The organism is Chloroflexota bacterium (genome assembly GCA_035652535.1).
Lineage (GTDB): Bacteria > Chloroflexota > UBA6077 > UBA6077 > SHYK01 > DASRDP01.
The window spans coordinates 72,553-98,283 of sequence record DASRDP010000124.1 but is presented as its reverse complement, the minus strand read 5'-3'; the positions used below and the strand labels follow the sequence as shown (position 1 = coordinate 98,283).

At 66.3% G+C, this 25,731-nt stretch carries 25 protein-coding genes and 1 tRNA gene; 11 read left to right on the top strand and 15 right to left on the bottom strand.

Annotated elements, in window-relative coordinates:
* The first annotated feature begins 254 nt into the window (after positions 1–254).
* Together VFC51_15925 and VFC51_15920 are read left to right on the top strand one after the other, a co-directional pair.
* The gene (locus VFC51_15925) at positions 255–1,826 is read left to right on the top strand and encodes an ABC transporter substrate-binding protein (protein ID HZT08511.1); all 1,572 of its coding nucleotides are present in this window, start codon (positions 255–257) and stop codon (positions 1,824–1,826) included.
* Between the two features lie 37 nt (positions 1,827–1,863).
* On the top strand, positions 1,864–2,280 hold the full coding sequence (locus tag VFC51_15920) for a hypothetical protein (protein HZT08510.1): 417 nt from the start codon (positions 1,864–1,866) through the stop codon (positions 2,278–2,280).
* Positions 2,281–2,437: 157 nt separating this feature from the next.
* Here the strand turns inward: VFC51_15920 and VFC51_15915 are convergent, their stop codons facing one another.
* On the bottom strand, positions 2,438–2,884 hold the full coding sequence (locus tag VFC51_15915) for a MarR family transcriptional regulator (protein HZT08509.1): 447 nt from the start codon (positions 2,882–2,884) through the stop codon (positions 2,438–2,440).
* A 61-nt stretch (positions 2,885–2,945) separates the two neighbouring features.
* Between VFC51_15915 and VFC51_15910 the strand changes: the two genes are divergently transcribed.
* Positions 2,946–3,443, top strand: coding sequence for a cupin domain-containing protein (locus tag VFC51_15910; protein HZT08508.1), 498 nt, complete (start codon positions 2,946–2,948; stop codon positions 3,441–3,443).
* Between the two features lie 117 nt (positions 3,444–3,560).
* On the opposite strand, the gene VFC51_15905 is transcribed toward VFC51_15910, so the two are convergent.
* From VFC51_15905 to VFC51_15870, 8 genes are all read right to left on the bottom strand, one after another.
* Positions 3,561–4,628 (bottom strand): LLM class flavin-dependent oxidoreductase, encoded by a 1,068-nt coding sequence (locus VFC51_15905; protein HZT08507.1) that lies wholly within the window; start codon positions 4,626–4,628, stop codon positions 3,561–3,563.
* 22 nt (positions 4,629–4,650) lie between these two features.
* Positions 4,651–5,256 carry an NAD(P)H-dependent oxidoreductase gene (locus VFC51_15900; GenBank protein ID HZT08506.1) on the bottom strand — a complete coding sequence of 202 codons (606 nt, stop codon included), beginning with the start codon at positions 5,254–5,256 and terminating at the stop codon, positions 4,651–4,653.
* Between the two features lie 384 nt (positions 5,257–5,640).
* A tRNA-Cys gene (locus VFC51_15895) sits at positions 5,641–5,716 on the bottom strand.
* Positions 5,717–5,743: 27 nt separating this feature from the next.
* The gene (locus tag VFC51_15890; protein ID HZT08505.1) at positions 5,744–7,000 is read right to left on the bottom strand and encodes an MFS transporter; all 1,257 of its coding nucleotides are present in this window, start codon (positions 6,998–7,000) and stop codon (positions 5,744–5,746) included.
* A gap of 151 nt (positions 7,001–7,151) precedes the next feature.
* Positions 7,152–7,556, bottom strand: a complete 405-nt coding sequence (locus VFC51_15885; GenBank protein ID HZT08504.1) for a heme-binding protein — start codon at positions 7,554–7,556, stop codon at positions 7,152–7,154.
* A gap of 50 nt (positions 7,557–7,606) precedes the next feature.
* Positions 7,607–8,020 (bottom strand): heme-binding protein, encoded by a 414-nt coding sequence (locus VFC51_15880; protein HZT08503.1) that lies wholly within the window; start codon positions 8,018–8,020, stop codon positions 7,607–7,609.
* Positions 8,021–8,035: 15 nt separating this feature from the next.
* Positions 8,036–8,482 carry a DUF309 domain-containing protein gene (locus tag VFC51_15875; protein ID HZT08502.1) on the bottom strand — a complete coding sequence of 149 codons (447 nt, stop codon included), beginning with the start codon at positions 8,480–8,482 and terminating at the stop codon, positions 8,036–8,038.
* Positions 8,483–8,509: 27 nt separating this feature from the next.
* Entirely contained in the window at positions 8,510–8,710 is a 201-nt protein-coding gene (locus tag VFC51_15870; protein ID HZT08501.1) for a ferredoxin, read from the bottom strand.
* Between the two features lie 177 nt (positions 8,711–8,887).
* On the opposite strand from VFC51_15870, the gene rpsO reads away from it, so the two are divergent.
* From rpsO to dapA, 5 genes are all read left to right on the top strand, one after another.
* Positions 8,888–9,157, top strand: a complete 270-nt coding sequence (rpsO, locus tag VFC51_15865; protein ID HZT08500.1) for a 30S ribosomal protein S15 — start codon at positions 8,888–8,890, stop codon at positions 9,155–9,157.
* 122 nt (positions 9,158–9,279) lie between these two features.
* A complete protein-coding gene (pnp, locus tag VFC51_15860; protein HZT08499.1) occupies positions 9,280–11,667 on the top strand; it encodes a polyribonucleotide nucleotidyltransferase in 2,388 nt (795 codons plus the stop codon).
* 2 nt (positions 11,668–11,669) lie between these two features.
* Positions 11,670–12,488: a 4-hydroxy-tetrahydrodipicolinate reductase gene (gene dapB, locus VFC51_15855; protein ID HZT08498.1), complete on the top strand. Its 819-nt coding sequence runs from the start codon at positions 11,670–11,672 to the stop codon at positions 12,486–12,488.
* Between the two features lie 18 nt (positions 12,489–12,506).
* Positions 12,507–13,565: an aspartate-semialdehyde dehydrogenase gene (locus VFC51_15850; protein ID HZT08497.1), complete on the top strand. Its 1,059-nt coding sequence runs from the start codon at positions 12,507–12,509 to the stop codon at positions 13,563–13,565.
* Between the two features lie 9 nt (positions 13,566–13,574).
* Positions 13,575–14,477: a 4-hydroxy-tetrahydrodipicolinate synthase gene (gene dapA, locus VFC51_15845; protein ID HZT08496.1), complete on the top strand. Its 903-nt coding sequence runs from the start codon at positions 13,575–13,577 to the stop codon at positions 14,475–14,477.
* 13 nt (positions 14,478–14,490) lie between these two features.
* Here the strand turns inward: dapA and glgA are convergent, their stop codons facing one another.
* The 5 genes from glgA to VFC51_15820 all read right to left on the bottom strand — a co-directional run bounded on the left by glgA (position 14,491) and on the right by VFC51_15820 (position 21,085).
* A complete protein-coding gene (glgA, locus tag VFC51_15840; GenBank protein ID HZT08495.1) occupies positions 14,491–15,987 on the bottom strand; it encodes a glycogen synthase GlgA in 1,497 nt (498 codons plus the stop codon).
* Positions 15,984–17,693 (bottom strand): 1,4-alpha-glucan branching protein domain-containing protein, encoded by a 1,710-nt coding sequence (locus tag VFC51_15835; protein HZT08494.1) that lies wholly within the window; start codon positions 17,691–17,693, stop codon positions 15,984–15,986. The genes glgA and VFC51_15835 overlap by 4 nt, the downstream gene beginning before the upstream one ends.
* 93 nt (positions 17,694–17,786) lie before the next feature.
* The gene (locus VFC51_15830) at positions 17,787–19,094 is read right to left on the bottom strand and encodes a glucose-1-phosphate adenylyltransferase (GenBank protein HZT08493.1); all 1,308 of its coding nucleotides are present in this window, start codon (positions 19,092–19,094) and stop codon (positions 17,787–17,789) included.
* Between the two features lie 11 nt (positions 19,095–19,105).
* On the bottom strand, positions 19,106–20,356 hold the full coding sequence (locus VFC51_15825) for a hypothetical protein (protein HZT08492.1): 1,251 nt from the start codon (positions 20,354–20,356) through the stop codon (positions 19,106–19,108).
* A 57-nt stretch (positions 20,357–20,413) separates the two neighbouring features.
* The gene (locus tag VFC51_15820; protein HZT08491.1) at positions 20,414–21,085 is read right to left on the bottom strand and encodes a 7-cyano-7-deazaguanine synthase; all 672 of its coding nucleotides are present in this window, start codon (positions 21,083–21,085) and stop codon (positions 20,414–20,416) included.
* A 97-nt stretch (positions 21,086–21,182) separates the two neighbouring features.
* On the opposite strand from VFC51_15820, the gene VFC51_15815 reads away from it, so the two are divergent.
* From VFC51_15815 to VFC51_15805, 3 genes are read left to right on the top strand one after another with little or no spacing between them, the layout of a single operon-like run.
* Entirely contained in the window at positions 21,183–21,917 is a 735-nt protein-coding gene (locus tag VFC51_15815) for an SDR family oxidoreductase (protein HZT08490.1), read from the top strand.
* A gap of 11 nt (positions 21,918–21,928) precedes the next feature.
* Complete coding sequence (locus VFC51_15810; GenBank protein HZT08489.1) at positions 21,929–22,378, top strand: 6-carboxytetrahydropterin synthase; 450 nt, start codon at positions 21,929–21,931, stop codon at positions 22,376–22,378.
* Complete coding sequence (locus VFC51_15805; GenBank protein ID HZT08488.1) at positions 22,371–23,135, top strand: PIG-L deacetylase family protein; 765 nt, start codon at positions 22,371–22,373, stop codon at positions 23,133–23,135. Before VFC51_15810 ends, VFC51_15805 begins: the two co-directional genes overlap by 8 nt.
* A 37-nt stretch (positions 23,136–23,172) precedes the next feature.
* Here the strand turns inward: VFC51_15805 and VFC51_15800 are convergent, their stop codons facing one another.
* Positions 23,173–25,548, bottom strand: coding sequence for a transglycosylase SLT domain-containing protein (locus tag VFC51_15800; protein ID HZT08487.1), 2,376 nt, complete (start codon positions 25,546–25,548; stop codon positions 23,173–23,175).
* Positions 25,549–25,731: the final 183 nt, after the last annotated feature.

The window sequence follows — 25,731 nt, the reverse complement described above, 5'->3', positions numbered from 1 at the left end:
CTCGTCCGAGTATAACGCGCTCGAATCGAGGTGATAGAGCAGAACGAGGCTCAGCGCGGCCACCGCCGCTCCGTATAATCGCGCGCATGCGATGCCTCCATACCATGCTCGGCTCGCGAACAGGTGCCGCGGTCCTATTGATCACCATCCTCACGTGGACCGATGCGTGCGCTGCCCTGGGCGCCGGAGGGACCGGTCCGCGGGGAGACGGCCCCGGCTCCAACTCCGCTCCGAAACGTATTCTCGCGGCCGTCATGAGCGATCCACCCCTCCTGAGCTTCAAGCTCAACCCCGTGTCGAACGTTCCCGGCGTTGACGCCATCGACGATCTGGTCAACGTCGGACTCACGACGATGGACGACACCAGCACAATGCAGGCACGGCTGGCGGAGGCGGTTCCCGCGCTGGAAAACGGCCTGTGGACGTTCCTACCGGACGGTCGGATGCAGACGACGTGGCGGATCAGGCCCGACGTCACCTGGCACGACGGAGAGCCCTTCACCTCGGCGGACCTCGTCTTTACGACAACCATCGATCAGGATCGGGACCTGCCCACCTCGCGCGACTTCGCCTACGACCTGATCGAATCGGTGGACGCGCGCGACCCTTTGACAATTACGGTCACCTGGAAAAAGCCCTTCATCGAAGCCGACACCATGTTCTCTCAGCTTCGAGGATTTCCCCTGCCGAAGCACATTCTCGAGAGCGCGTACGCGGCAGACGAGTCGACGTTTCTCGAGGTTCCCTACTGGAGCACCGAGTTCGTTGGCACCGGGCCGTACCGAATGAAGGAATGGATTCGGGGCGGCTCAATGCAGCTCGAGGCGAACGACGCGTACGTCCTCGGAAGGCCGAAGGTCGATGTGATCGAGATCAAGTTCATCCCCGACTCGAATGCGCTCGTGGCGAACATCCTCGCGGGCGCAGTGGAGCTGACGTTGGGGCGGAGCCTTTCGGTGGAGCAGGCGGTCCAGGTGCGCGACCAATGGCCGGCGGGACGTATTGGCGTGGGCATCCGCGACTGGATCGCAGTCTATCCCCAGATGCTCAACCCGACACCGGACCTCATTACCGACGTTCAATTCCGCCGAGCGCTCATGTACGCCCTCGATCGTCAGGAGATGGCCGACACCCTCGAGCTGGGACTGGCACCGGTCGCGCACGCATACGTGAGCCCGAACGACGCGGAGTATCCAAGCATCGAGGCGAGCATCGTTCGCTACGAACATGATCCCCGGCGCGCCACCGAGATGCTCGTCTCGATGGGGCTGACGCGAGGTCCGGACGGGATGTTCGTGACCCCGAGCGGCGGCAGGCTCGCCATCGAAGTGCGCACCACCGCCGGCGACGACCTCCAGGAGAAGGCAGCGCTGGCAACGGCGGGCTACTGGCAGCGGGTGGGCATTCCATCCGATCCGCTCCTCAGCCCACGTCAGCGCGCCCGAGATCTCGAGTATCGCGCCAACTTTCCGGGGTTCGAACTGGTGCGACAGCCGACAGCCCTGACATACGATTCGCTGACTCGGTTCCATGGTAAGCAGTCGCCCCTGCCGGAGACCAACTACGTCGGTCGGAACCGCATGCGCTACCAGAACGCGGAGTTCGACGGCCTCATCGACACGTTTCTCACCACAATCTCGCGGACGGATCGTGTCGCGATACTGGGCCAGATCGTGCACCACATGACGGACCAGGTCATCCCCCTCGCCCTTTTCCACAACGCTCAGCCGACGATCATCGCGAACCGCCTCGTCAATCTTCGGGGGCAGGGATCAGAGGGAACATATGCCTGGAACGCCGAGCAATGGGACGTGAGCGGCCCGTAATGCGTCAGGGTTGCGCGCCCACTGGGCGAGATTCCGCATGATCGAGCCGGGAGAATACTCGGATACGCTTCGCGCCCTCGGTCACTTCCTCGATCGGACCGGCGCGTCCAGCATCGAAATCGTCGATCGCGGCGATCACTGGCTCGTCGCCTCCACGCTGGGGAGCGAAACCCTCTTCGAAACCTATCACCTCGCTGACCTTCGGAACGAAGGACGCTTGCGGCGCGGCGACCCGGACAACAGACCGGACTCAGGTCTCTCCTGGATGCTGCGGACCCTGGGCCACGTCCTCGATACGCTGCGAGCAACCAGCTTCGGGATCTTCCAGGTCGAGGAAGGCTTTCGCCTTACGGCGACGAACAGCGCCGAAGAGATTGACCGAACCTACACGCTAGCGGAGATCCGCGCGCTCAACGAAGAACGGCGGCGCGATCGACGAGCGCTGGAGGCGTAGGCGCACATCGGCGGAGATCCTATCGCACCACCGCCTGCGCCGCCGTCGGCCCAAGGCTCCGGTGGAGCAGGACGACACGGTGGGAGCCTGATCGGTTGCAGCCCGGGCCGTGGAGCGCCTGCTCCGACACCGCCCAGTCTGTGGGCGAGGGTCGAATCTACTGGACGAGATCCGAAACCCACACCTCACAGAGCAGGGCCTTGAGCCGGGCGAACTTCGCGTCTCCCAACCGGTCACGCCATTCGGCTTCGATGTCCCGAAGGATCTCGTAGACCTTGGCCCACGCCGCGGCGCCGCGCTCGGTGAAGTGGACGATGCGCGCCCGGCCGTCGGCCTCGGCGCCGCTTCGCCGAAGGTAGCCGAGCCGCTCCAGACTACGCAGGAGCTGATTCATGGCCTGTTTGCTCATTCCGGCGCGCTCCGCCAGCTCAGTTGGACGGTAGCCGTCCGGGCCGGGGTACTGGAACACACTCATGTGCGGGAGGCGCAGATCATCGAAGCCGGCACTGTTCAAGCCGGCGATGATCCGGCGATGAATGGCGTGGGCGGGGAGTCGCAGCAGGGCGCCAATCAGCGGGTCCTCGGGCAATTCGAGTCTTGACATCGACAGTAAACTCCGTGTACTCTAATCAAGTCAATCCAATTTACTTTACACGGGAGGAGTCATGGCAGCCCAGCCCACAGTCAACGCGTCGGAAGAGACCATCCGCGTCGGCCCAATCGACATTCGTTTCCTCCTTACGGGCGAAGACACCAATGGAAGCGTGTCCGTCTTCGAGATGACGGTGCCCGCCGGGCAGAAAATCCCTGCGCCAGCGCATATGAACGACGCCTACGAAGAGACGCTGTATGGAATCGAAGGTGTGCTCACCTGGACCATCGACGGTCGGGCGATTGCGGTGGGCCCGGGCCAGGCCGTGTGCATCCCGCGGGGCGCTGTGCATCGATTCGACAATGGCGGCGCGGTGGCCGCCCGGCAGCTCGTCATGGTCACACCGGCGATCATGGGACCGGCCTACTTCCGCGAGGCCGTCGAGATCGTGCGTGCCGCGGCAGGCGGCCCGCCGGATGTGGCCAAGATGACGGACGTCTTCCGTCGCCACGGCATGACCCTCGCCGCTCCGCCTTCGGCCACGGCGCACTACAGCGGGTCACAGCCATGACCGGAGCGCAGGGAGCGCGGACCGGTCGGGCGGGGGTTTAATCTTGCCGCCACGTTCCCGAGGGCTGCCGTCGGACTAACTCCACTTCAACCGGCCCCGGCGCGGGCTGCGCTCGTTTTAACGCAGCCCGCGCCGCTCGATCAGCGGCGTGACGAGGGCGTCGAACCGCTCGAGCCCGTCGATGAAGTCCGGAAACGAGAAGAGCATGCCGTCGAAGTGTCCGTTCACGGCCATGTCTTCGATGAAGTCCGCGACGAGCTCCGGCCCGCCAATTAGAGGATGGGCATGGTAGATGAGCGTCCGCGGGAAGCCCTTCTCAAGGATCTCCCGGCCTCGGGCGACGCGATCGCCCTGGTAACCTTGGTCGTACACGTTGGCGATTGCCTCGTAGTCCGCCCCCGCGCGGAGATGATCGAGGATCCGCTGGGCGTCCGCGTTCGTCTCGCCGAGGACGAGCGTGACGTGCGCTTGCGTCTTGATCGTGCGGCCACGCTCGGCCGCCATCGCCTTCAACCGCTGGCTGACGTCGTTCTTCTGCGGACCCGCCTGGACGAAGGCCTCGTCGCACTGCTCGGCGACGAAGCGGAACCCGCCCTCGGACGACGTGGCGTAGAGGATCGGGGGCCAGGGCCGCTGGACCGGGCGCGGGTTCGAAGCATAGCCGTCGATGCGGAAGAATCTGCCCGCGAAGTCAACGGGCTCCCCGCTCCACAGCGCCTTCACGACGCGGAGCCATTCGTCGATGTAGGCGTGGCGGTAGGACTCGAATTCGTCCGGGTAGAGGCCCATCCGCGTGTATTCTGTGTCGGAGCTGACAATGTTGATGCCGATGCGGCCTGCGGAGATGTCGTCCAGGGTGGCCACCATCTTGGCGACGATCGCCGGGTGGATCAGGATCGGGGCGATCGACGCCACAAGCCGCAGCCGAGTGGTCGCCACGGCGAGCGCTGCCATGAGCGTGAAGGACTCGATCGAGAAGTCCCAGAAGCGCGTCTCTCCACCATAGCCGCTCCATTTCGCCATCGAGAACACGTAGTCGAACCCGATCCGTTCGGCCAGCTGCGCGATGTCCCGGTTGAGCTGGTAGGTCGGGAGGTACTGCGGGGCGGTCTTGGTCAACATCCACCCGTTGTTCCCCACCGGCATGAAGACGCCGAGTCGAAAATGCTTTCGTTGCGCGCTCACATGCTGCTCCGTCGCGCGGCGGTCATCTCGGCCGCGTCACTGCCCCGACCCCGGGAGATGGCGGGCCCCAGCCACGACCCGCGAGCTGGCGGGTCATGTACACGAGATCCCTGCCCAACGCCTCGGCTTGCTCGCGCAGCGCATCGTTGATCGCGCGCTCGGGCAGGAACTGCTCCCGCGAGCCGTAGAGCACGCCGGGTACCGTGTGCATGTTGAAGAAGGTCATGATGGGACGGAAGGCGATGTCGAGCGCCAGGAAATGGTGGAACGACGCCCCGGTGGCGACGAGCGCCGCCGCTTTGCCCAGCAGCGCCTCGACCGGCATCAGGTCGAAGAAGTTCTTGAACGCGCCGGTATAGGTGGCGCGATAGATCGGCGAGCCGAACACGAAGCCCTCAGCGTGGCCGGCCAACTCCAGCGCCCGCCGCGTGGCGGCGGAGTACTCCTCGGCCGGTCGGTTGGCCGCGAAATCGATCGGCGTCTCGCTCAGGTCGAGCAGCGCGGTGTCCACCTGCTCATCGGCCGACGCGCTGAGCACCGTCTCGACGAGCAGCCGCGTATGCCAGCTCTGACCGATCCCTCCGACTACACCGAGCAGGAACGTGGCTCTCTCTCCTCGCGCTCCCATTCATCACGCGGTGACCGGCGGATGGCTACGTAGATAAGAGCTCTGGGAAACCGTAGGCCCCGGCGCCGATCGCACTCCTGTGTTCCAATTGTTCGCCGCAACTGGAAGCCGTCCTGGCGACGCCGAGTCAGCCCTTCGCCATGTCCCCGCCGGTGCCGCGCGACGGTCGCAGCCAACGCCAATCCCCATCCGGCTGCCCGATAGATCGCTGGACGATACCGAGGTCGGGGGATTGGCTTCTTTGCCTCAGTCGCCTGAACAGCCGGTGTCGATTCACGGCCAGACTGTACCACGACTTATGGTCGAGATTGTGGTCAAAACGGGCGCCGGTTCGAACTGGGAACGAAAAAGAGCGGCCATCCGTGCCTGGATGACCGCCGTTGCTGGAGGCGACGGGCGGATTCGAACCGCCGAATAGGGGTTTTGCAGACCCCCGCCTTAACCACTTGGCTACGTCGCCATAACGATGCGTGGCGCAGCGCACCAATTATATCCGGGCGTTTCCGCCACCGGTCGGCGCGACCACCCCGACGCGGCGGAGGCGCGGCCACTGCAGAACCGTGGCGATCAGCCCCACGACCAGCGCACCGGCCGCGCTCAGATACATGGCGCCGAACCCGAGCGCCTGGATGACCATGCCAAACACAGGCGCGCCGACCGCCGCCCCGAGCTGGTAGGAGACCGAGTAGGTGGCCATGCCCGCGCCCGGTCGGTTGGGATCGGCAAGGTCCATGGCGACAACCAGGAGCATGGTATTGAGCAGCGTGCTCCCGAGGGCGTTGATCACGGCGGCGATCAGGACCACCTCGAGCCCGCGCGCCGCGTACAGGATCAGCATACTGACGATCATGGTGGCGAACCCAGCCACGACCCAGCCGCCGCGTCCGCCCCGGTCCAGAAACCGACCGCATAGCAGCTGGCTGATAATGCCCACCACGCCGGTCACGACGTAGAAGCTGCCGATCCCCTCGATCCCGACGGCCCGGGCGTAGAGCGGCAAGTAGGCCGTCGTCGAGACCTGCGTGACCGTCATGCACAGGAGCAGCCCCGCGGCGAGGAACACGCGCCGATCGACGAACCCGCCGATGACGCTCGAGACGGTTACCGCGCCATCCCGGGGTGATCGCATCTGCGTCTGCGGCGCCAGCGCCTGAGCGCCCCACATGCCCAGCGTGGCCGCCGCCGCCAGCAGCGCAGCGAAGAGAAAGACGCTCGGGTAGCCCATGGACGGGACGCCCAGTAGCCACAGGGCGACAGCCGGCGCGCCTGCGATGGGAATCGACGTCGCCAAGTTGTAGTACCCGGACGCTTCGCCCCTCCGGGCGCGGGGCGCCGTGTGAGCCAGGTCCGTGTATCCGCCGGTGTTGAGCCCGGCCCACCCGATTCCCCGAACGGCGTTCACCACTGCCATGACGGCAAGGTGGGGTACGAAGAACCCGAAGCTGGTCAGCGAGAGAATCAGGGTCCCGATCCCGAGAATGCCGCGCGCGCTCCACGCGTCGGTTAGGTATCCCACGACCGGCCGCATCGGGAAGCTGGTGATGCTGAACGCCGCGAGAATAAAGCCCGCCTCTACCGGCGTCCCGCCGAGCTTGGTCACGTACAGCGGCAGGATGGGCAGGATGAGCTGCTGCCCCGAGTAGCCGAGGAAGACCACGGTCAGGAGCAGCAAGAACCCGCGCGTCCACAGTTTGGGCCGGACGCGTCCGGTCTCGCTGGATGGGATGGCGCTGACGTCTGTCATCGCTTCCGAGACGGTCCTCCGTCGACGTCTCGCGGAGAAGCGGCAGGCGGCGCGGAAATCGCCGTCTGCCGACCCGCGCCCGCGAGCCAAGCCGCTGAGCTGACCCGCTGGCGCGGCAATCTTGGTGTGGCATCGAACGCCGCGCGCCTCGTCAGCTGGAGAGAACCCGGATGCCTGCCTCGGCCACTTGCTGGTCCTGCTCCGGCGCCGCCCCGCTGACGCCCACGGCGCCCATCATCTGGCCATTGAGCATGATTCGGCAGGCCCCGAGCGACGCGAAGAACTGGCCACCCGTCATCTCGACGAGCCCGGCCACAAACGCCGGGTTCTCGCCCATCTGCTGGAGCTGCGGTCCCTCCCGCCGGAAAGCCGCGCACGCGAACGCCTTCCCCAGCGCAATTCTCGGAGACACGAACGCCGCTCCGTCCATGCGCTGAATGGCCACGATGTGGCCGCCCTCGTCAACGACGGCGATGCTGAAGTTTCGCCCAATGGTCCGCCCTTCGGCGATACATGCCTCGACGATTCGATTGGCGGTCGCGAGATCGAGCGCCATCCCTTCTCTCCAATCCTGGCCTGCATTCCGCTCGGGGTGAGCCCGTCGAATCAGGCATCGCCACCGTACGCCACTGCGTCCACGCCCGCTTGGGCAATCTGGTGATCCTGCTCGCCGGATCCGCCGCTGACCCCCACGGCGCCCACCTCCTGACCGCCGACCACCACCCGAATCGAGCCCAGCGCTGCGAAGAAGCGACCGTGGCTAGCGGTCGCAAGGGCGCCGACGAAGGCGGGGGCGGTCTGGCCGAATTGTGCGACCTCGGGCCCCACGCGGTGGAAACCGATGCATCCGTGCGCCTTGCCGTAGGCGATCTCAACGGTCAGAAAGCGCGCCCCGTCCATTCGGGCCATTGCCATCATGTGCCCTCCCTCGTCCACGACAACCACACTCACCGCAATTCCCATGTCGTGGGCCTTGGCGAGGCTTGCGCCCAGCACGCGCTGGGCCACGTCAAGCCGCACGGTGCCATCCTCCCGTCATGCGCTCGGCGCGATGTCAATCGTCGGGATCAGCTCGAGGTCGAAGCGCGCCAGGCCTGCCGCTCCCCGCGCAACCAGGGCTGCGTGGGCGGCTTCAGCGTCCTCGACCAGCCGCGCGACCTGCACCCCTCGGCAAACTGGCGGCAGCGGGCGCAGCCGCGTGATGCCGCGTCGCAGACTCACGTGGGCGCCCCGGTAGTTCCCCCGCAGCAAGTGGTAGAAGGCTACGCCAATCTGCAGGATCCCTTGGTAGAGGTCGCGAACCGGAGCGCATTCGGCCAGCCAGAGCCGCTCCAGCGTCTCGTGGCAGGCGAAAAATTCGCGCCGATTGAATTGCCAAATGCCGGTGATGAGCTGCGGCGGCGGCGTCTCTGCGCACAGCGCGTACGAGTCCTCAGGGCGCGCTGACGCATCGCGCCGCACGGTCCAATCATCACGGGTCACGGGGCGACCGCCGCGGCGACGCCGCCGTCACGCCTCCACGACGCTCACTGCTCCGGTCGGGCATTGGCGCATGGCCAGCATCGCCTTGGCGCGCAGGCTCTCCGGCACCTCTTCCATCAAGACGTCGGAGTTGCCCTGATCGTCCACGGAGAAGACCTCGGGCGCGACTCGTGCGCACACGCCGTTTCCCTCGCACTTGTCCCAATCTATGCTCGCCTTGAGGGTCATGTTCATCTCCCCGATCGCGTTGTTCCGCGGACCGGGATTGTTCCATCGAGCACCCCGCGTGTCAACCCGCCGGCGAGCCGCTTCGCGTGTGGTATACTCGCCACGAAACAAGAAGTGGAGAAAACGTAGAGCGCATAGCGGCATGCCGATGCGTCGAAACACGCGTGGAGGGCGTCAGTGCCTTTAGCCCAGGCAGTAAAGGGCGAAATCATCGAGAAGTACCGTTTGCACCCGGACGACACCGGTTCGTCCGACGTCCAGATTGCGCTGCTCAGTCGGCGCATCCTGGACATGATCGAGCATCTCAAGGTGCATCCACACGACCACGCGTCTCGGCGCGGACTTCTCATGATGGTAGGCAAACGGCGCCGCCTCTTGAACTACCTGCGACGCGAGGATTTCGAGCGATACCGCCAGATCATCAGCTCTCTGGGTCTGCGGCGCTAACGCGATCCTTCACCGGTGCAGTCCTCAAACGGTAGACGGTCGGGCCCACCTCCCCGGGTCGCAACCTTCTCCCCCGCGGCTTCGCGATTCCGGCCTCCCGCTCTGCGGCGAAGGAGCGCCAAATGACCGAATCCCTGTCCATCGATTTCGCTGGACGCACCCTTACCCTTGAAAGCGGCCGCCTGGCGGGGCTTGCCGACGGCGCCGTGCTGGTGCGCTACGGCGACTCGGTGATCCTCGCAACGGCGGTGAGCTCGAACTCCCCGCGGGAAGGGATCGACTTCTTCCCTCTCACGGTGGATTACGAAGAGAAGATGTACGCCGCGGGCAAGATCCCGGGCGGCTTCTTCAAGCGCGAGGGTCGCGCAGGCGAGTCGGCGATTCTGGCCGCCCGGCTCACCGATCGACCGATTCGCCCGCTTTTCCCGAAAGACTACCGGAACGAAACGCAGATCATCATCACGGTCCTCTCGACCGACCAGCAGAACGACCCCTCGGAGCTGTCCATCCTCGGCGCTTCCGCCGCCCTGTGCATCTCCGATATCCCGTTCCACGGGCCCGTGTCCGGCGTGCGCGTCGGGTACATCGGCGACGAGTTCGTCATCAATCCCACCCTGTCCGAGCTGACCTACAGCAAGCTCGACCTCATGGTCGCGGGCACGGCGGACGCCGTGATGATGGTAGAGGCCGGCGCGCTCGAGCTTCCCGAAGAGACGATGCTCCAGGCCATTGAGTTCGGACATCGGGCGCTCCAGGAGCTGAACGAGCTGCAGAACCGGCTCGTCGCGCTCGTCGGAAAGCCCAAGCGCTCGTATCCCGGCGCCGAGGAGCATCCGGAGCTAGACGAAGACGTACGCGCCTGGCTCGGGCAGCAGCTCAGCGAGGCCGTCTTCAACCCCGACAAGGCCCAGCGCGAAGCGGCGGTGGACGCGGTTCGCTCGGCGATGATCGCGGAGTTCGTGAGCCGCGGGCACGATGAGAAGACGATTGGGAAGATCTTCGGATCGCTGGAGAAGGAGACTGTCCGGAACGCGATCCTGGACCGGGGCCTTCGGCCGGACGGACGCGCCCTCACCGAGATCCGCCCCATCAGTTGCGAGGTCGGCGTTCTCCCCCGGACCCATGGGTCAGGGCTGTTCACGCGCGGCCAAACGCAGGTGCTGAGCGTTGCCACCCTCGGGACCGCGAGTGACGAGCAGATCATCGACGGCATCGGCGTGGATGAGTCGAAGCGGTTCATGCACCATTACAACTTTCCGCCGTACAGCACGGGCGAGGCTCGCCGCATGACGGGCCCCTCGCGCCGCGACATCGGGCACGGCCATCTCGTTGAGCGGTCGCTCCAGGCCGTGCTGCCCGACGAGGCCGAGTTCCCCTACACCATCCGCCTCGTCGCCGAGGTCCTCTCTTCCAACGGATCGACCTCAATGGGCAGCGTGTGCGCTGGGACACTTGCCCTCATGGACGCCGGCGTGCCCATCCGCGAGCCCGTCTCGGGCATCGCGATGGGTCTGGTGACTCGGGACGATGGCACGTATCGCATCCTGACCGATATCCAGGGAGTCGAGGACTTCCTTGGCGACATGGATTTCAAAGTCGCCGGCACGGTCCACGGGGTCTGCGGTCTCCAGATGGACATCAAGGTGCGCGGCATCACGCCGACGATCATGCGCGAAGCCCTGGCGCAGGCGCACGAAGCGCGCATGTTCATCCTCGATAAAATGCGTCAAGCCATCCAGGTCACGCGGCCGGAGCTGTCGCCATACGCCCCGCGGATCACGAAGATCACCATCAACCCCGACCGCATTCGCGACATCATCGGCCCGGGTGGCAAGGTCATCCGGCGAATCACCGAAGAGACGAAGTGCACCATCGACATCGAAGACGACGGCACGGTGCTCATCGGCTCGACCAGCGCGGAGAACACGCAGAAGGCCATCGACATCATTCGAGGCCTCACCCGGGACGTTGAAGTTGGCACCATCTACACCGGCAAAGTGACTCGCATCATGGCGTTCGGAGCGTTCGTCGAGGTCCTTCCGGGTAAGGAGGGCCTCGTCCACATCTCCGAGCTAGCCGACTATCGCGTCCCCTCGGTCGAAGACGTCGTCAAGATCGGCGATGAGATCACGGTCCTGGTGACGGAGATCGACCGGCAGGGGCGGATCAATCTCTCGCGGCGCGCGCTGCTCGCTCCGACTCCCGAGGGCGAAGGCCCGGGTCGGCCGCCCATGCCGACGGGCGCCGGCGGGCGCGGACCCAACGGCCGCGAGAACGCAGGCCGACCGACCCAGGGGAACATCATCCGAGGTGGCGGTCGCGGCTTCGATCGACCGCGCGAGCCCTCGGGGGGCCCACGGCGTGAAGGAGGCCCGCCCGAGCGCCATCGTCCCCCTGCGCGACCCGGTGCGCCCGAGCGGCCACCGCGAGGACCGGCGCCGCTGCACGACCGCCCACCCGTGGCGCGCCCGAATCCCCGGTGGGATGAGGGCCTGCCGCACGAGGACTGATCGTGGCGACGGAGGGCGCCACGTCAGCTTCTACTCGACCCATTCGCGTCGCGATCTGCGGAGTCCTCGGCCGGATGGGCCAGGAGATGCGTGTCAGCCTCGCTGAGGACCCTGCGCTGGTCGTCGTCGGCGGGTGCGATCCTCGGCCTCCCATCGACGGATCGCCGCCGCCCGACATCCCCATCACGACATCCCTGTCGGATCTGCTCACGCTGGTCGAGGTCGACGCAGTCGTGGACTTCACCACGGCAGAGGCCGCGAGGGAGAACGCCGAGACGGCGCTCGGACGCGGCATCCCCATCGTGATCGGCACGACGGGCCTGGCGCCGAGCGATCTGAAAGAGATTGACTCCTTCGCGCGCACGTCGGGTGTCGCGGCGCTCGTCGCCCCCAACTTCGCCATCGGCGCCAATTTGCTGATGCAGTTCGCCCGTCTGGCGAGCAAATTCTTCGACAGCGCCGAGATCATCGAGACCCACCACGACGGAAAGATCGACGCGCCGTCCGGCACGGCACTGATGGTGGCCGAGGCGATGCGAGCCGCGCGCGACAGGCCGTTCAGCGGTGATCACGTCACCAAGCACACGATACCCGGCACGCGCGGCGGCATCGGCTCCGACGTTCACATCCACAGCCTGCGGATGCCCGGGTTCGTCGCCTCGCATCAGGTCGTGTTCGGCGGGCCGGGCCAGTCGCTCACCATCCGGCACGACTCGATCGGCCGGGACTCGTTCGTTCCGGGGGTCATCTACGCCCTCAAACATCTGCGGGGACGAGTCGGGCTCGTGTACGGGCTCGACCAGCTCATGGATCTCACGTAGTACGCTGGGGAGGAGTCCTTGAATCGTCATCTCACCGTCGCCGTCCTGGGTGCGACCGGCCTCGTCGGGCGCACCTTCCTTCGCGTGCTCGAAGAGCGCGGCTTCCCGGTCGCGGAGCTGCGCCCGCTCGCATCCGAGCGCTCGGAAGGCAAGACCGTGCGGTTCAAGGGCCAGGAGATCCCCGTCCACGCGGCCCGGGCCGACTCGTTCGACGGCGTAGATCTCGCGTTCTTCTCCGTCGACGAGGAGATCAGTCGCGAGATGGCCCCGATCGCAGCGCGCGCCGGCGCCGTCGTGATCGACGATAGCGCCGCGTGGCGGATGGACCCGGCGATCCCATTGGTCGTGCCCGAGGTCAATCCTGACGATGCGCATCGACACCGTGGCATCATCGCGGGTCCGAATTGCTCAACGATCCAGATGGTCGTGGCGCTGGCACCCATCCACCGCGCCAACCCGATCACCCGCGTCATCGTGGACTCGTATCAGGCCGTGTCGGGCACCGGCGCCGCCGCGGTCGAGGAGCTGCGGACCCAAACCCTGGCCGTGGTCGACGCGGCGCGCGCGCAGAACGGATCCGGAGCTTCGACGGCCCCGCTCTCGGCGCACGCGCCCGGCCTGGAAACGTCGGCGTATCCGCATCCCATCGTCCTCAACGTGCTCCCGCACATCGGATCTTTCCGAGACAACGGATACACCAGCGAAGAGATGAAGCTGGTCAACGAGACGCGGAAGATCATGCACGCGCCAGATATCGCCATCTCCGCCACGACCGTGAGGGTCCCGGTTGAGGTCGGCCACTCCGAAGCCGTCCACGTCGAGCTTTCGCACCCCATGACAGCGGGGGAGGCGCGCGCGATCTTGGCGTCCGCGCCGGGCATCGCCGTGGTGGACGAGCCCTTCGAATCGCGGTACCCTTTGCCTTTGCAGGCCGCCGGCCGCGACGAGGTGTTTGTCGGCAGAATCCGGAGCGACATCTCGCACCCGAACGGGATCGCGATGTGGATCGTCTCCGACAATCTGCGAAAGGGCGCCGCCCTGAACGCCGTGCAGGTGGCCGAGCTGCTTTTCGCCTGAGGTAGACGGATGCAACCGTTTGGCCGCCTCATTACCGCCATGGCCACGCCCTTTGCTGATGATGGCTCGGTGGACTATCCGCGCGCTCGCCAGCTCGCTGATGCGCTGCTCGCGTCGGGAACGCAGAGCCTCGTCATCGCGGGCACGACGGGCGAAGCGCCCACCATGACCCACCAGGAGAAGGCCCGGCTGTTTTCGGAGATCAAAGACGCCGTGGGCGATCGCGCGGCTGTCATCGCCGGGACGTGCGGGTACGACACGGCGGAGAGCGTGCGCTTCAGCCAGGAGGCCGAGCGCCTCGGGGTCGACGGTATTCTCGGGACGGTGCCCTGGTACAACAAGCCGCCCCAGGCCGGCCTCGAGCGGCATTTTCGCGCAATCGCCGACGCCGTCAGCATCCCGATCCTCCTCTACAACATTCCAAGCCGAACATCGACGAACATGCTTCCGGAGACGACGATCCGTCTGAGCCGCACTCCCAACATCGTCGGCGTGAAAGAGGCGAGCGGCAACATGGAGGCAATCGCCACCATCATTCGCGACGCCGAGCCGGGCTTCCGCGTGTGGAGCGGGGACGACGCCGTGACCCTCCCGATCCTGGCCCTCGGCGGCTACGGAGTCGTGAGCGTCGCGAGCCATCTGGTCGGGAGGCAGCTCGCTCGCATGATCGCATGCGCCGTCGAGGGCGTCCCGGAGGAGGCGGCACGGATCCACGCGTCGCTCTCACCCCTCTTTAGCGCCCTCTTTGCGACGACGAGTCCCATTCCGCTGAAGTACGCGCTGGCGCGCTGCGGCTTTTCGTGCGGCGGATTACGGCTGCCGCTGGTGGAGATCGACGAGCGGTCGGCGCAGGTCATGGATCGAGCGCTCGCCGGCATTACGGTCGACTTGCCCGCTCCCGCCCCCGCCTAACCCCGCGACGCGATCACCCGCCCATCCCCCTCGGAACGGGCGAGGGGTCCTGTCGCCGCAGGGCGCAGGCGTCGCGGTACGCCTCGACGTAGCGCGCCGCCGACGCGCCCCACGAGAAATCCTGGCGCATGCCGCGCTCCTGAATTCCGCGCCACCGCTCGGCGTCGCGATACACCTCCAGGGCGCGCCCAACCGCGAAGGTGAGCGCGGTCGCGTCATAGCGACGAAAGACAAAACCGGTCCCCCGCTGTGTCGACGGCTGGTAGTCCTGGACCGTGTCAGCCAGGCCTCCGGTGGCCCGCACGATCGGCACCGTCCCATACCGGAGCGCGATCATCTGCCCCAGTCCGCACGGCTCGAATCGAGACGGCATCAGGAACGCGTCGGCGCCGGCGTAGATCCGCTGAGCGAGCGCCTCGTCAAAGGTCAGGTTCACGGCTATGCGCGCCCGGTTGTGGGACGCAAGGACGCGAAAGAGGTCGTGATACCGTTGGTCTCCGGTACCCAGGACCACGACCTGAACATTCGCCTCGGCCGTGAGGGGCTCCAGCACCTCAGCGACGAGGTCGAATCCCTTCTGGTCGGCCAGTCGGCCGATCAGTGCGACCACCGGCGTGCGGGGGTTTACGTCGAACCCCATCTCGCGCTGCAACGCAGCTTTACACGCCGCCTTTCCCCGGACGTCGTCGGCTGAGTAGTTCATGGCAATGTGCGGATCCCGAGCAGGATCGAAGGTCTCGTAGTCGATCCCGTTCAGAATGCCCCGGAGCTGATTCTGCCGTGACGTCAGAAGCCCGTCGAGACCCTCGCCGAACTCGGGCGTCGTGATTTCGTGAGCGTATTGCTCACTCACGGTGCTGATGAGATCCGCGAACTGGATCCCCTGGCTCATGAGGTCGGCGCCGCCGTCTCCGCGCTTCCGAAGCGTGGCCGGATCGACCCACGGCGGTCCGAGCTTTCCCGGGTCGAAGGCCCCCTGATAGGCGAGGTTGTGGATCGTCAGCAGCGATGCCGACGCCCGCGCCCGTTGCGGAAGATCGCGTCGCGTTCGAAGCCAGTAGGGAATCACCGCCGTGTGCCAATCGTTGCAGTGGATGACCTCGGGCTCCCAATCCACAGCGTCCAACACCGAGAGCGCAGCCCAGCAGAAATACAGGAATCGTTCGGTGTCGTCCGGAAAGCCGTACACGCCGTCGCGGTCGAAGAAGCGGTTGCTGGCAATCAGGTACACCGTCACGGCGCCCATCTTCGATTCGTACAGCTCCGCCGGGGCGTCGCTGCCCGGAACCGCGATCGCGCTGGCGTTGGTTCGCCGCACGCCGCGCGCATTGCGATCGATTTGCCGATAGAGCGGCATAACGACGCGTACGTCGTGGCCCATGGCGCACAGCGCCTTCGGGAGTGCGCCCGCCACGTCCGCGAGACCTCCCACCTTGACGAAGGGAGCGACCTCGGCGGCGACGAACAGGACCTTGACGGGAGCGGTCGCGTTCCGCGGGCCCGCGCTCAACTGGCGGCCGACCGACGACGCGGCTGCGCGCTCGTCGAGCTTTGAAACGTTCGCCAGTCGATGTCGGCGAACGGATTATCACGATCGTATAGCTCGTCGGCCAGCGCCCTCGCCCGCGCGTCGACGGTTCCGCTCTCGAGCGCCGACGCCAGACGATCGAACCGTTCGACGTGCCCCTCGAATCGCTCGATGGCGTACTCCCGCGCCTGGCCCGTGGTCACGAGGAATGGCCAATCGCTGCTCTGGAGCAACAGCGCTTCGCGCGCGGCCTGCTTGAGCACCGCCGCCTCCAGATCGTTCGCGTGGGTGTGTCGGTCGGCGATACATTCGATCCTGCGTTCGCGTTCATGGATCACGGGCCACATCCACTCCGTGTCGACGTTCTTCCAGGTGAAGTCGCCCCCGCCCTGGCCCCAGGAGCTCTCGGGAAGGGTGATGTGGTGCTCTGGAGGATGCAGCTGGACGAACTCGCTTGCCGTTGTCAGGTCGACGACGTCGCTCGCGGCGAGAAGCCGTAGCACCTCGCGCAGCCAGTCGGTACCTTCGAACCACCAGTGGCCGAACAGCTCGGTGTCGTAGGCGCAGCTCACGATGCCATAGCGACCGGTCTGCGCGTGGTAGCCTGCGACCAGGTCCTCCACGAGCTGGGCAAAGTGGCGCGCATGGCTATTCATCGCATCGCGCGCCCGATCGAAATCGTATTCCGCCTTGTCCGCCAGGTCCACTCGACGTCCGGTAATGCGCCAGTACCGCATCCCGGATACCCCGTCACGCTTGTGGAACTCTCGGTACGCGTAGTCGCCGGGATAGCCGTGCTCGGCGGACCAGACCTGCATGCCTGTGCGATTGTTGCGCGCGATGACAGCAACGTGCGTCGAGCCGACATAGTACGGCTCAAATGTGGTGCCATGGTGGGGTGTAGCCGGGCTCGAAAGCGGGACGGAGTAGCGCCGCGGGACGTCGCCGTAGGGTCCAATCGTGTCGCCCGCGGCCTTGCCCACGGGCGTGCCGCCCTCCACCGTGTGCGTTTCGCTGAAAAAGACCTGCAAATCGTAGTCGGCGAGGACCTCCTCCAGGCCTGCCTGGCGGATCGGGACGCCGTCGATGGTCACCGTCCGCGCGGGGCGGTACGCGCACTCGGGCAGCCAGATCGCGGTCGGGCGCCGACCGAAGATTCGGCGGTACGCATCGAGTCCTACCGCCACCTGCGCCGCCACGGATGACTCGCGCTCGAAGAGGGGCAGGTACCCGTGCGTGGCGGCTGACGTCGCGATCTCGATATGGCCGGAGTCCTGCAGGCTCTTGAAGGCCCCAACGACGTCTCCACCAAGCCGGTCGAGGTAGGTTTGCAGCGTCTCCGCGTACAGGGACCGATAGCGCGACGCCAAGGCCGCAAGCCGCTCCGAACCGGCGCGCTGATGCCGCGCAACGTCACTCGACGCCGCGTCGATCAGCCCGCGAATGTATTGCTCGAGGTGCTCGTTGACCAGCGGGTCACGAAGCTGCTCCACGAGGATTGGAGTGAGACCGATCGTCGACTTGAACGCGACTCCCTCATCGCGCAGGTCCCACAGTCCCCGAAGGAGCGGCACGTAGCACTCCGTCGCTGCCTCGTGGATCCACTCTTCTCCGTGCGGCCATCTCCCCGCCTGCCGACAGTACGGTAGGTGGGAGTGCAGTACGAAGGTAAACGCGCCAAGCTTCATCGCCATCTCCCTGTGCGGCCATCAGCTCATTGTCCCACGGGTCGCGCACTGAGCGCTACGGGCTTCGGGCACGCCTGAGGAGCGGGGCGCCGACTAAGCGCGCGCAGCGGTCCGCCGCGCGGGAATCTGGGTTTCGGTAGATCGGGCGATGATGGATTCGCCGCTCGGAACGACGGCGGATCCGCCGTAATCGCTCAGTCGCGCGCGCGCATCGATCATGCAATTCCGTCCGATCCGCACGCCGACCGGGATCTCCGCGCGCTTCCCCACGATGGTGATGCCGGCGTTGAGACGCTGGGGCTCGAGGCGATTGATGACGTTGGCCTCGCCGAATCCGACGATTGCGCCGCGCTCGACCCGAACCTCCTTATCGATGATCGAGCGGTCCACCACGGCGCCGGTCCCCACCACGGTGTCGGTCATCACAATCGAGTCCCGCACAATGGCGCCTGGCTCGATGATGACCCCTGGGGACAGGACCGAATGTTCGACTTGCCCGTAGATCGTGCAGCCGTGGCTGATGAGGCTGCGACTCACCCGCGCCTCGGACAGCACCCGGGCTGGTGGCCGCTCTTCGCTCCGAGTGTGGATGACCCATTCAGGATCGTAGAGGTCAAACTCGGGCGGATCTTCGACCAGCTCCATGTTCGCATCCCAGTAGCTCTCGATGGTCCCCACGTCGCGCCAATAGCCCTGGAAGCGGTACGCATAGACGCGGTCGCGATTCACCATGGACGGGATGATGTCGCGGCCGAAGTCGTGCGCCGTGCGCGCGGCCGCATCCTCGGCCAAGCGCTCGGCAAGGATGTCCTTTTCGAAGATGTAGATGCCCATGGACACCAGGTTGCTGCGGGGGTTTTTGGGCTTCTCATCGAACGAGAGCACGCGGCCGCGCTCGTCGGCAAAGAGCGTGCCGTATCGGCCGGCATCCTCGATCGGCACTTCGAACACGCCCACCGTTACGTCGGCCCCCCGGTCCTCGTGGAATTCCAGCATCCGGCGGTAATCCATGCGGTACACGTGGTCACCGGAAAGGATGAGAACGACCTCGTCTCGGTGCGTGGTGATGAAGGTGAGGTTCTGATTCACGGCGTCGGCCGTGCCTCGGTACCAGTCGGAGTCCCGACGGCCCAGGAATGGCTGAAGCAGGCGCACGCCACGATGGGTTCGATCCAGGTCCCACGGCCGGCCGATCCCAATGTGATCATTGAGCGAGTGGGGTCGATACTGGGTGAGGATGGCGACGTCGTAGATACCGGAGTTCACACAGTTGCTCAGGGTGAAGTCGATGATGCGGTACTTGCCGCCGAAGGGAACGGCCGGCTTCGCGCGCTCGCGCGAGAGAACGGACAGTCGCTCACCCTGGCCGCCGGCTAGGATCAGCGCCACAACGCTCCGCACGCCTGGATCCCTTAGGGAGCGAGGGCCAGCCGCGCGGGCTCAGCGCCCGACCGCTCGACCTCGACACCGATCATCAGGGACCGGACGGCGAGCGCCCGGATGAACGGGTGCAGAGGCTGCAACGGACGGAGGTCCTCGATGGTGACCGCGGCGGCGACGGCGCGGCGCGCCTCGACTTCCCGCCCGGTCCGCTGAAAGATGTAGGCGGTTTCCTCGAGTCGACGCCGGAGCCCCTTCAAGACTTTCGGCGGATACAGCTCCTTGGCGGCCTCGCGGATGATCCGCTCCTGACGGTCTTGTGGACTTTCCGGGGTCAGGATCAGCCGCGTCGCGGTAGATTCGGTCAACTGGCGCACCCATCGGCGCGTCGCGCTGGGCGGATCAAACCACGGTTCGATCTCGGGCTGTTCGAAGAGCCGCGGGGACTCGTCGACCAGGGTCGGATGCAGGCGCACTTCGATCGCGCTGATCTCGCGGTAGATCAGCGCCTGGCCAAATGGCTCATCCGGGTTGTCAATCACGTCCGACCACATGACGAACGCCGGTGGAATCGGGCGATGCGCCTCCCGCGACACGGATGCCGCCTCCTGGACGAGCTGCTTGGCGTAGTCGTGGGGTAGCTCGACCCACGCCGTCGGATCCTGCGCGCGCCGCGACTCTTCCAGCTCCGCGAAACGTTTGCGGGTCGTGTCGCGCACCGTGACGTCCACGAGACCCTCGAGGTCGTTCAACATCACGGCGATGAGGTAGATGCCCCCCAGTGGTCGCTCCGCCCCGAACCAGATCGCGCGCGATCCGCTTCCGTCGTATGCGCTGGCGATCACGCGGTAGATCGTCGCTGCTCGGCTCCCAACCGTTGCTGTGGTGGTCTCCGCCACCTTCTCCGGCTTTATGCCCTGGCTGGCCAGACGGTACAGGGAGCGTCGGGCCGCCTTTTTCACGGCTCGATCTCCGGACGTGGAGGCGACGCGATCCAGCGCATTCGCGGCTTCGACGTGGCGCACCGTCCCGAGGAGATCGGCAGCCACGGAGGCGACCGGGGGTCGGGCCGAGAGCGCGACCCGTTCCAGGAAGGGGGCGGCGGACGGCGCTTCGGTCAAACCCGGCGCGCGGAGCTGGGCGATCGCCTCGGGGTCGGACAACGATTGAAGCGCGTCGGCGAGGTCTTCGGGGTCTCGACCGTCGCGCAAGTCAGTGGCGATCGAAGGGGCCAATGCCTCGTCTCGCCCCGCGCTGTGGTCGCGAGCGCCCGGCTCAGGCATTGACGCTCCCCAGGGATCTCTTTGCCGATTATACCATCGGCATTTTTGCGTCCCCCCTCAGGGTCGCGAGGGCTGAGCGGCATACTGCGTCGGGTCCGCCACACCGGCGGCTACGAAACCCTGGCGGCGCTCGGCGCACTTGTTGCAGCGCCCGCAATGGTTGCCGTCAACGGGATCGATGCACGAGAAGGTCAAACCGAGGGGGAGCGCTGCGCCAGCCCGCACGACGTCCGGCTTGTGCATGCCGGCCAGTGGGCGATCGACCTCGATCGAGTGCGACAGGCCTTCGGAGAGCGACGTAGCCAATAACGTGAAGAACGAATCGGTCGCGTCGGGGAACGGATTTCCTGCCAGCACCCCCAGGGCGATGCGATGCATCCCATTGAGGGCACAGTAGACGGCCGTCTTGGCGACGAGGATGACGTTGCGTCCGGGTAGATAGACGGCTTCGTCGGGCGTGTCCGCCGAGGGCACGTCGGCGCCTCGCATGCTCCAGTGGGCACCGTAGACGTCGCTCATAGGAAACCGGAGCACGTGGACCGGCCGGAGCCGCGGAGAATCCAGCGCCTTCAGGAACCGTTCGAGCCACCGGAATTCGACCGATTCCCAGGCCGTCCCCGTCTGCACGTACACCGGTTGGATGCTCGCCCCATCGTCCAGCATGCGACTCAGCATCACCGCGCTGTCCAGACCGCCGCTCACCAGCGCACAGTGGACATCGTCGGGCACGGTGCGCCTCCGAAACGGTGTGTGGGAACAGGCTACTTTACCGGTGCATTGACCATAGTGCAAGATTAGGCATTCCCTTCCGTACACGAGGTGGCACGTGGAGCTTCGAGACCGCACTGCGCTCGTCACGGGAAGCGCGCTCCGAATAGGACGGGAGATCTGTTTGGCGCTCGCGGGCCGCGGCGCAAACGTGGTCATCAACTACCGCACGTCGGCCGAAGCCGCGGGCAAGCTGGTCGACGAGATAGCCGCTCGCGGTGGCGCTGCCATCGCGCTCCAGGGCGACGTTTCGCGCGGCGATGACGTACGACGGATTCGGGACCATGCCGCCCATCGGTTCGGACGAATCGACGCGCTGGTCAACAACGCATCGATCTACCCCAAAACGCCACTCGCGACGCTCACCGAGGAGCAGTGGGACGAGTCGATCGCCGTCAATCTCAAGGGGCCCTTTCTTTGCTGCCTCGAGATCGGACGCCACATGATCGCAAGTGGGGGCGGCGCCATCGTCAATCTCGCCGACTGGGCTGCGTATCGGCCCTATGCGGATTACCTGCCCTACCTCACCGCGAAAGGCGGGATAATCACGATGACGATGGCCTTCGCCCGCGAGCTGGCGCCAACCGTTCGCGTGAACGCCATAGCTCCGGGCCCCATCGCGCCGCCACTTGATCTTTCCGCTGCCGAGACGGAGGAAGCCCGAGCCGGCACGCTTTTGGGCCGCTGGGGATCGCCGCGCGACATCGCGGCGGCGACGCTCTTCCTGATCGAGGGGTCGGACTTCATCACCGGCGCCATCTTGCCCGTCGATGGCGGGCGCCTCGTGGCGTGAGAGGGGCGATCGTGTATCGAGTCACAACCGAGATCCACTTCGCATACGGTCATCGACTCATGAACTACGACGGCAAATGCGCCCATCCCCACGGGCACAATGCCCGGGTGGAGGTGGAGCTGGCGACGGAAGAACTGGACGCGGCCGATATCGCCACCGACTTCACGGTCCTCAAGCACGCCATTCAGGACTGGATCGACGAACACGTCGACCACAAGATGGTGCTCCGACGGGATGACCCGCTCTTGCCCGTCCTGATCGAGATGAACGAGCCCGTGTACGTGATGGACCGGAACCCCACCGCGGAATGCCTGGCCGAGCTGATCTACGACATCGCGGCCGAGCACCACTTCCCGGTCGCGGCCGTGCGCTTCTGGGAATCTCCAACGTCGTTCGCCACGTACACCCCAAGCCGCGCACCCTACACGGGTGCGCTGACGGAGGAAGATCAAGATGACTGAGCCATCGGACGTTCGGGCCGTGGCAAGTGAAGAGCAGCGCGCAGCCGAGGCTGAGGAAATCCCCAGCCGCATCTTGGTTGTCGCGGCCCACCCCGATGACGCCGAGTTCGGGTGTGGAGGAACTGTCGCCAAGTGGGTGCGGCAGGGCTCGACCGCCTTCTATCTGATCTGCACCAACGGTGACAAGGGGAGCGACGAGTTTGGCGTGGACCCAGAAGAGCTGGCGGCCCGACGCGAGCGCGAGCAGCGCGCGGCCGCCGCCGTGATCGGCGTCAGCGAGGTGGCATTCCTTCCCCGCCGCGACGGCGAACTGGTGTACGGAATCGACCTCCGGGGCGACGTCGTCCGCTGGATTCGAACGTGGAAGCCGGACGCCGTGTTCACCCACGATCCGTCCACCATCATCACCTCGACGGGCTATGTGAACCACGCCGACCACCGGGCGGCCGGACAGGCCGCGGTCGACGCCGTGTATCCCTTCTCCCGCAGTCCGCTGCAGTACCCGGAGCAGATCGCCGCCGGGCTGCAGCCGCATTCAGTCCCACAGCTCTACCTGTGGGGCGCCAATGATCCGAACTATTTCGTGGACGTGAGCGATTCCGTCTCGTGCAAGGTGGACGCGCTGCGTCATCACGAGAGTCAGTTCGGCGACTTCGATCGAGTGGCCGAATTCGCCAAGGAACGCCTGCGAAAGGCCGGGGAAGATCACGGGGTCGAATACGCCGAGACCTTCCGCCGGGTCCTCTTCCGCCGGTAACCGCGGACCGGAGTCGAGCGGCGTCGGGCGCGTGGCTCTATCCGCCGTAGAGGGCTCGGTACGTCGCGTAAATCTCGTAGATGGAGCGCACGTAGGTTCGCGTCTCCGGGTAATCGATGTTCGTCACGAAGTCGTCGGGATCGATGCCTGCATTCCCGTTGGTCCAGCGCCGCGCGTTGCCCGGCCCGGCGTTGTAGGCGGCGAGAGCAAGCAGGGGGCGGTCGTTGAATGAGCGCTGCTGTTGCCCGAGGTACCACGCGCCAAATGCCACGCTGATCGTCGGTCGATAGAGATCGGTTGGCCGAAAATCGGCTTTGCCGAGCCCGCGCGCGATGTCGGCGCCGGTCGGCTGGGTCACCTGACTCAATCCGTAGGCCGGCGATCCCGAGCGCGCCATCGGGTCGAACCAGCTCTCCTCCCGCAACAGCGCGAGCAGGACGTATGGATCGAGGCCGTTCTGCATCGATTGGTCCTGGACCAGGTCCGCAAAGGCCTGCGGATATGCGATGCGGCGGAGGCAATCGGGCGCGGACTCGAGCGAGCCCGCCGGACTCACACTGGCGAGACGATTTGCGGCGTAGATCGCCGGGGAGAACATGCCCGAATCGGTCAGCGCTCGCGCCAGCGCGAAGAGCGCGTGGGGCTGGCTCGCGGAGTCTCGGGCAGCGTCGAGCGCTTCGGACTCGGCGGCGGCGGACAGACCGACGGCGGAAAGCCGGCGGATCCGGTCGATGGCGGCGGGCTGACCCGCGGCCTCCTGCGCGTCAGATGCCCACGAGTCGAGCCAGCTCGCGCATGCGGAATCGTCTCCAGACTTCGGAGGCGGAGGAGAGAGCCGCGCCGCGCGCTGCGCGACAAGGGGCTCAGCTCCCAGGCCGCGCTTCACGACATCCGCGGCGCGCAAACCGTCGTATGACCATGGAGCGGCGCGCGCGGCGTCGGCGAGATCGGTGGCACCACCGTCGTCTCGATCCTGAAGTCGCGCCCGCCCCCGGGCGAACAGCGCCCGCGCACGGACCGTGCTCGACGAGGTGAGGTCCGCGATGCGCTTCCACGCCGCTTCTGCGCCGACCCGGTCGCCGCTCCCGAGCCGCAGCGCCGCCGCTCGGAACAGCGACGATGTCGCTTCGTCGCTCGCGGGAAACGCATCGGCAACGGATTCGTAGGCGGCAATCGCATTCTGCGCCGAATCAGTCGCCTCGACGATTTGGGCCGCTTGCTGGAGCGCCGTCGCTGCGAGGGGATGGCCGGGAAACTCGCGGGCCATCGAGCGAAGCTCCGCGCCCTCCTCGGTCGCGTCCCCGAGCGCCCCTTGCGCCAGGGCGGCATAGTACCGCGCCGGCGCCGCGTTCGGGCCGTCGGGTGCGACGGATGCGAACGCATCGATCGCATCGGACGGATTCCCGCTCGCCAGCAGCACGCGACCGCGCACGAAGTCGCTCACCAGGCCCGCAAATCCATCATCTTCCAGGGCAGACAGCGCGGACGACGATTCGCCGCTCGTCGGGTAGTCGCTGGCAATCTGCGCGTACACGCTTGCCGCGTCGCTGACGGCGCCTGCCGCGTCCTGCGCCCGGGCAAGCGTCAGTAGGACGGCCGGCCGGCGCGCCTCACTCCCCATGCGGACCAGCTCGCCATTGAACCAGATGGGCTCGTGGTTCGATTCGACCTGCGCCGCGATGTCCGCTGCCCGCTGCAACGACGAAACCGCGCCCGCGGGATCGCCAAGATCCAGCAATATCGACCCCATCCGAGCTGCAGCGGCTACCTGCCATAGGCGACTCATCGGCCGTGCGAGCGCCTGCGCATACGCGTCGACTGCGCCCTGCGCATCGCCCTCGGTTTGATAGATCTGGCCTTTGAGGAAACCGGCATACCCGTCCGCCGGGTTCAGCGCGAGGGTCGTGTCCAGGTCCGCCAGGGCTTGATTCGAATCGCCCAGCGCTTCATTCGCCCGCGCCCGCACGAGATACGCGTCTGCGGCATCGGATCGCCGCTGGATGGCAAACGTCGCGAGATCTATGGCCCCCCGGTAGTCACCCCCGTCGATCATCGCAGCGCTCCCCTCAATCGCCGATTGCACCGCGGAAGATGGCTGCGTTTGGATCGCCTGGTGATACGATGCCACGGCGTTTGCAAGCTCGCCATTGAGCCGCTGCTGCCGAGCGCGGAGGAGCGGGTCCGACACCGAGGGAGTTGGCGTGGCGCCCGACGGGATCAGCGTAGGGCGGCCCACGGTCGGCGTGGGCGCGTCGCGGACGGTGTCCGGATGCAGCAACACCGTCGGCAGGGTGATGTTCAGCGCCGGCAGCGCGATTGGACGCGACCCTTGCAGCAAAAACGATACGGCGATCGCCGCGCAGAGGAGGCTCGATGCGCCGGGGCGGGGATTGGGAGAGCTGTGCCGCGCCATAGGGGGATCGCCAGAGTGAAAGTCGCCGGGCCGGGCCTGCGGGCCCGCATCGCTGACCTGGCGGATGCGTCCGCAACCCGTTAGGGGGCCAGTATAGCAGGAGACGCCGTCCGCGGACTCCCTTGCGCGGCACGAGCGAGGGAGGCTATGAAGAGAATCACACCCTTGGGCGTCCAACAACGC

Excerpts from the sequence above, each read along its gene's own strand:
- VFC51_15925 (HZT08511.1), top strand. The coding sequence starts at position 255 with ATGAGCGATCCACCCCTCCTGAGCTTCAAGCTCAACCCCGTGTCGAAC.
- VFC51_15920 (HZT08510.1), top strand. The coding sequence starts at position 1,864 with ATGATCGAGCCGGGAGAATACTCGGATACGCTTCGCGCCCTCGGTCAC.
- VFC51_15915 (HZT08509.1), bottom strand. The coding sequence starts at position 2,884 with ATGTCAAGACTCGAATTGCCCGAGGACCCGCTGATTGGCGCCCTGCTG.
- VFC51_15910 (HZT08508.1), top strand. The coding sequence starts at position 2,946 with ATGGCAGCCCAGCCCACAGTCAACGCGTCGGAAGAGACCATCCGCGTC.
- VFC51_15900 (HZT08506.1), bottom strand. The coding sequence starts at position 5,256 with ATGGGAGCGCGAGGAGAGAGAGCCACGTTCCTGCTCGGTGTAGTCGGA.
- VFC51_15890 (HZT08505.1), bottom strand. The coding sequence starts at position 7,000 with ATGACAGACGTCAGCGCCATCCCATCCAGCGAGACCGGACGCGTCCGG.
- VFC51_15885 (HZT08504.1), bottom strand. The coding sequence starts at position 7,556 with ATGGCGCTCGATCTCGCGACCGCCAATCGAATCGTCGAGGCATGTATC.
- VFC51_15870 (HZT08501.1), bottom strand. The coding sequence starts at position 8,710 with ATGACCCTCAAGGCGAGCATAGATTGGGACAAGTGCGAGGGAAACGGC.
- pnp (HZT08499.1), top strand. The coding sequence starts at position 9,280 with ATGACCGAATCCCTGTCCATCGATTTCGCTGGACGCACCCTTACCCTT.
- dapA (HZT08496.1), top strand. The coding sequence starts at position 13,575 with ATGCAACCGTTTGGCCGCCTCATTACCGCCATGGCCACGCCCTTTGCT.
- VFC51_15835 (HZT08494.1), bottom strand. The coding sequence starts at position 17,693 with ATGAAGCTTGGCGCGTTTACCTTCGTACTGCACTCCCACCTACCGTAC.
- VFC51_15825 (HZT08492.1), bottom strand. The coding sequence starts at position 20,356 with ATGCCTGAGCCGGGCGCTCGCGACCACAGCGCGGGGCGAGACGAGGCA.
- VFC51_15805 (HZT08488.1), top strand. The coding sequence starts at position 22,371 with ATGACTGAGCCATCGGACGTTCGGGCCGTGGCAAGTGAAGAGCAGCGC.
- VFC51_15800 (HZT08487.1), bottom strand. The coding sequence starts at position 25,548 with ATGGCGCGGCACAGCTCTCCCAATCCCCGCCCCGGCGCATCGAGCCTC.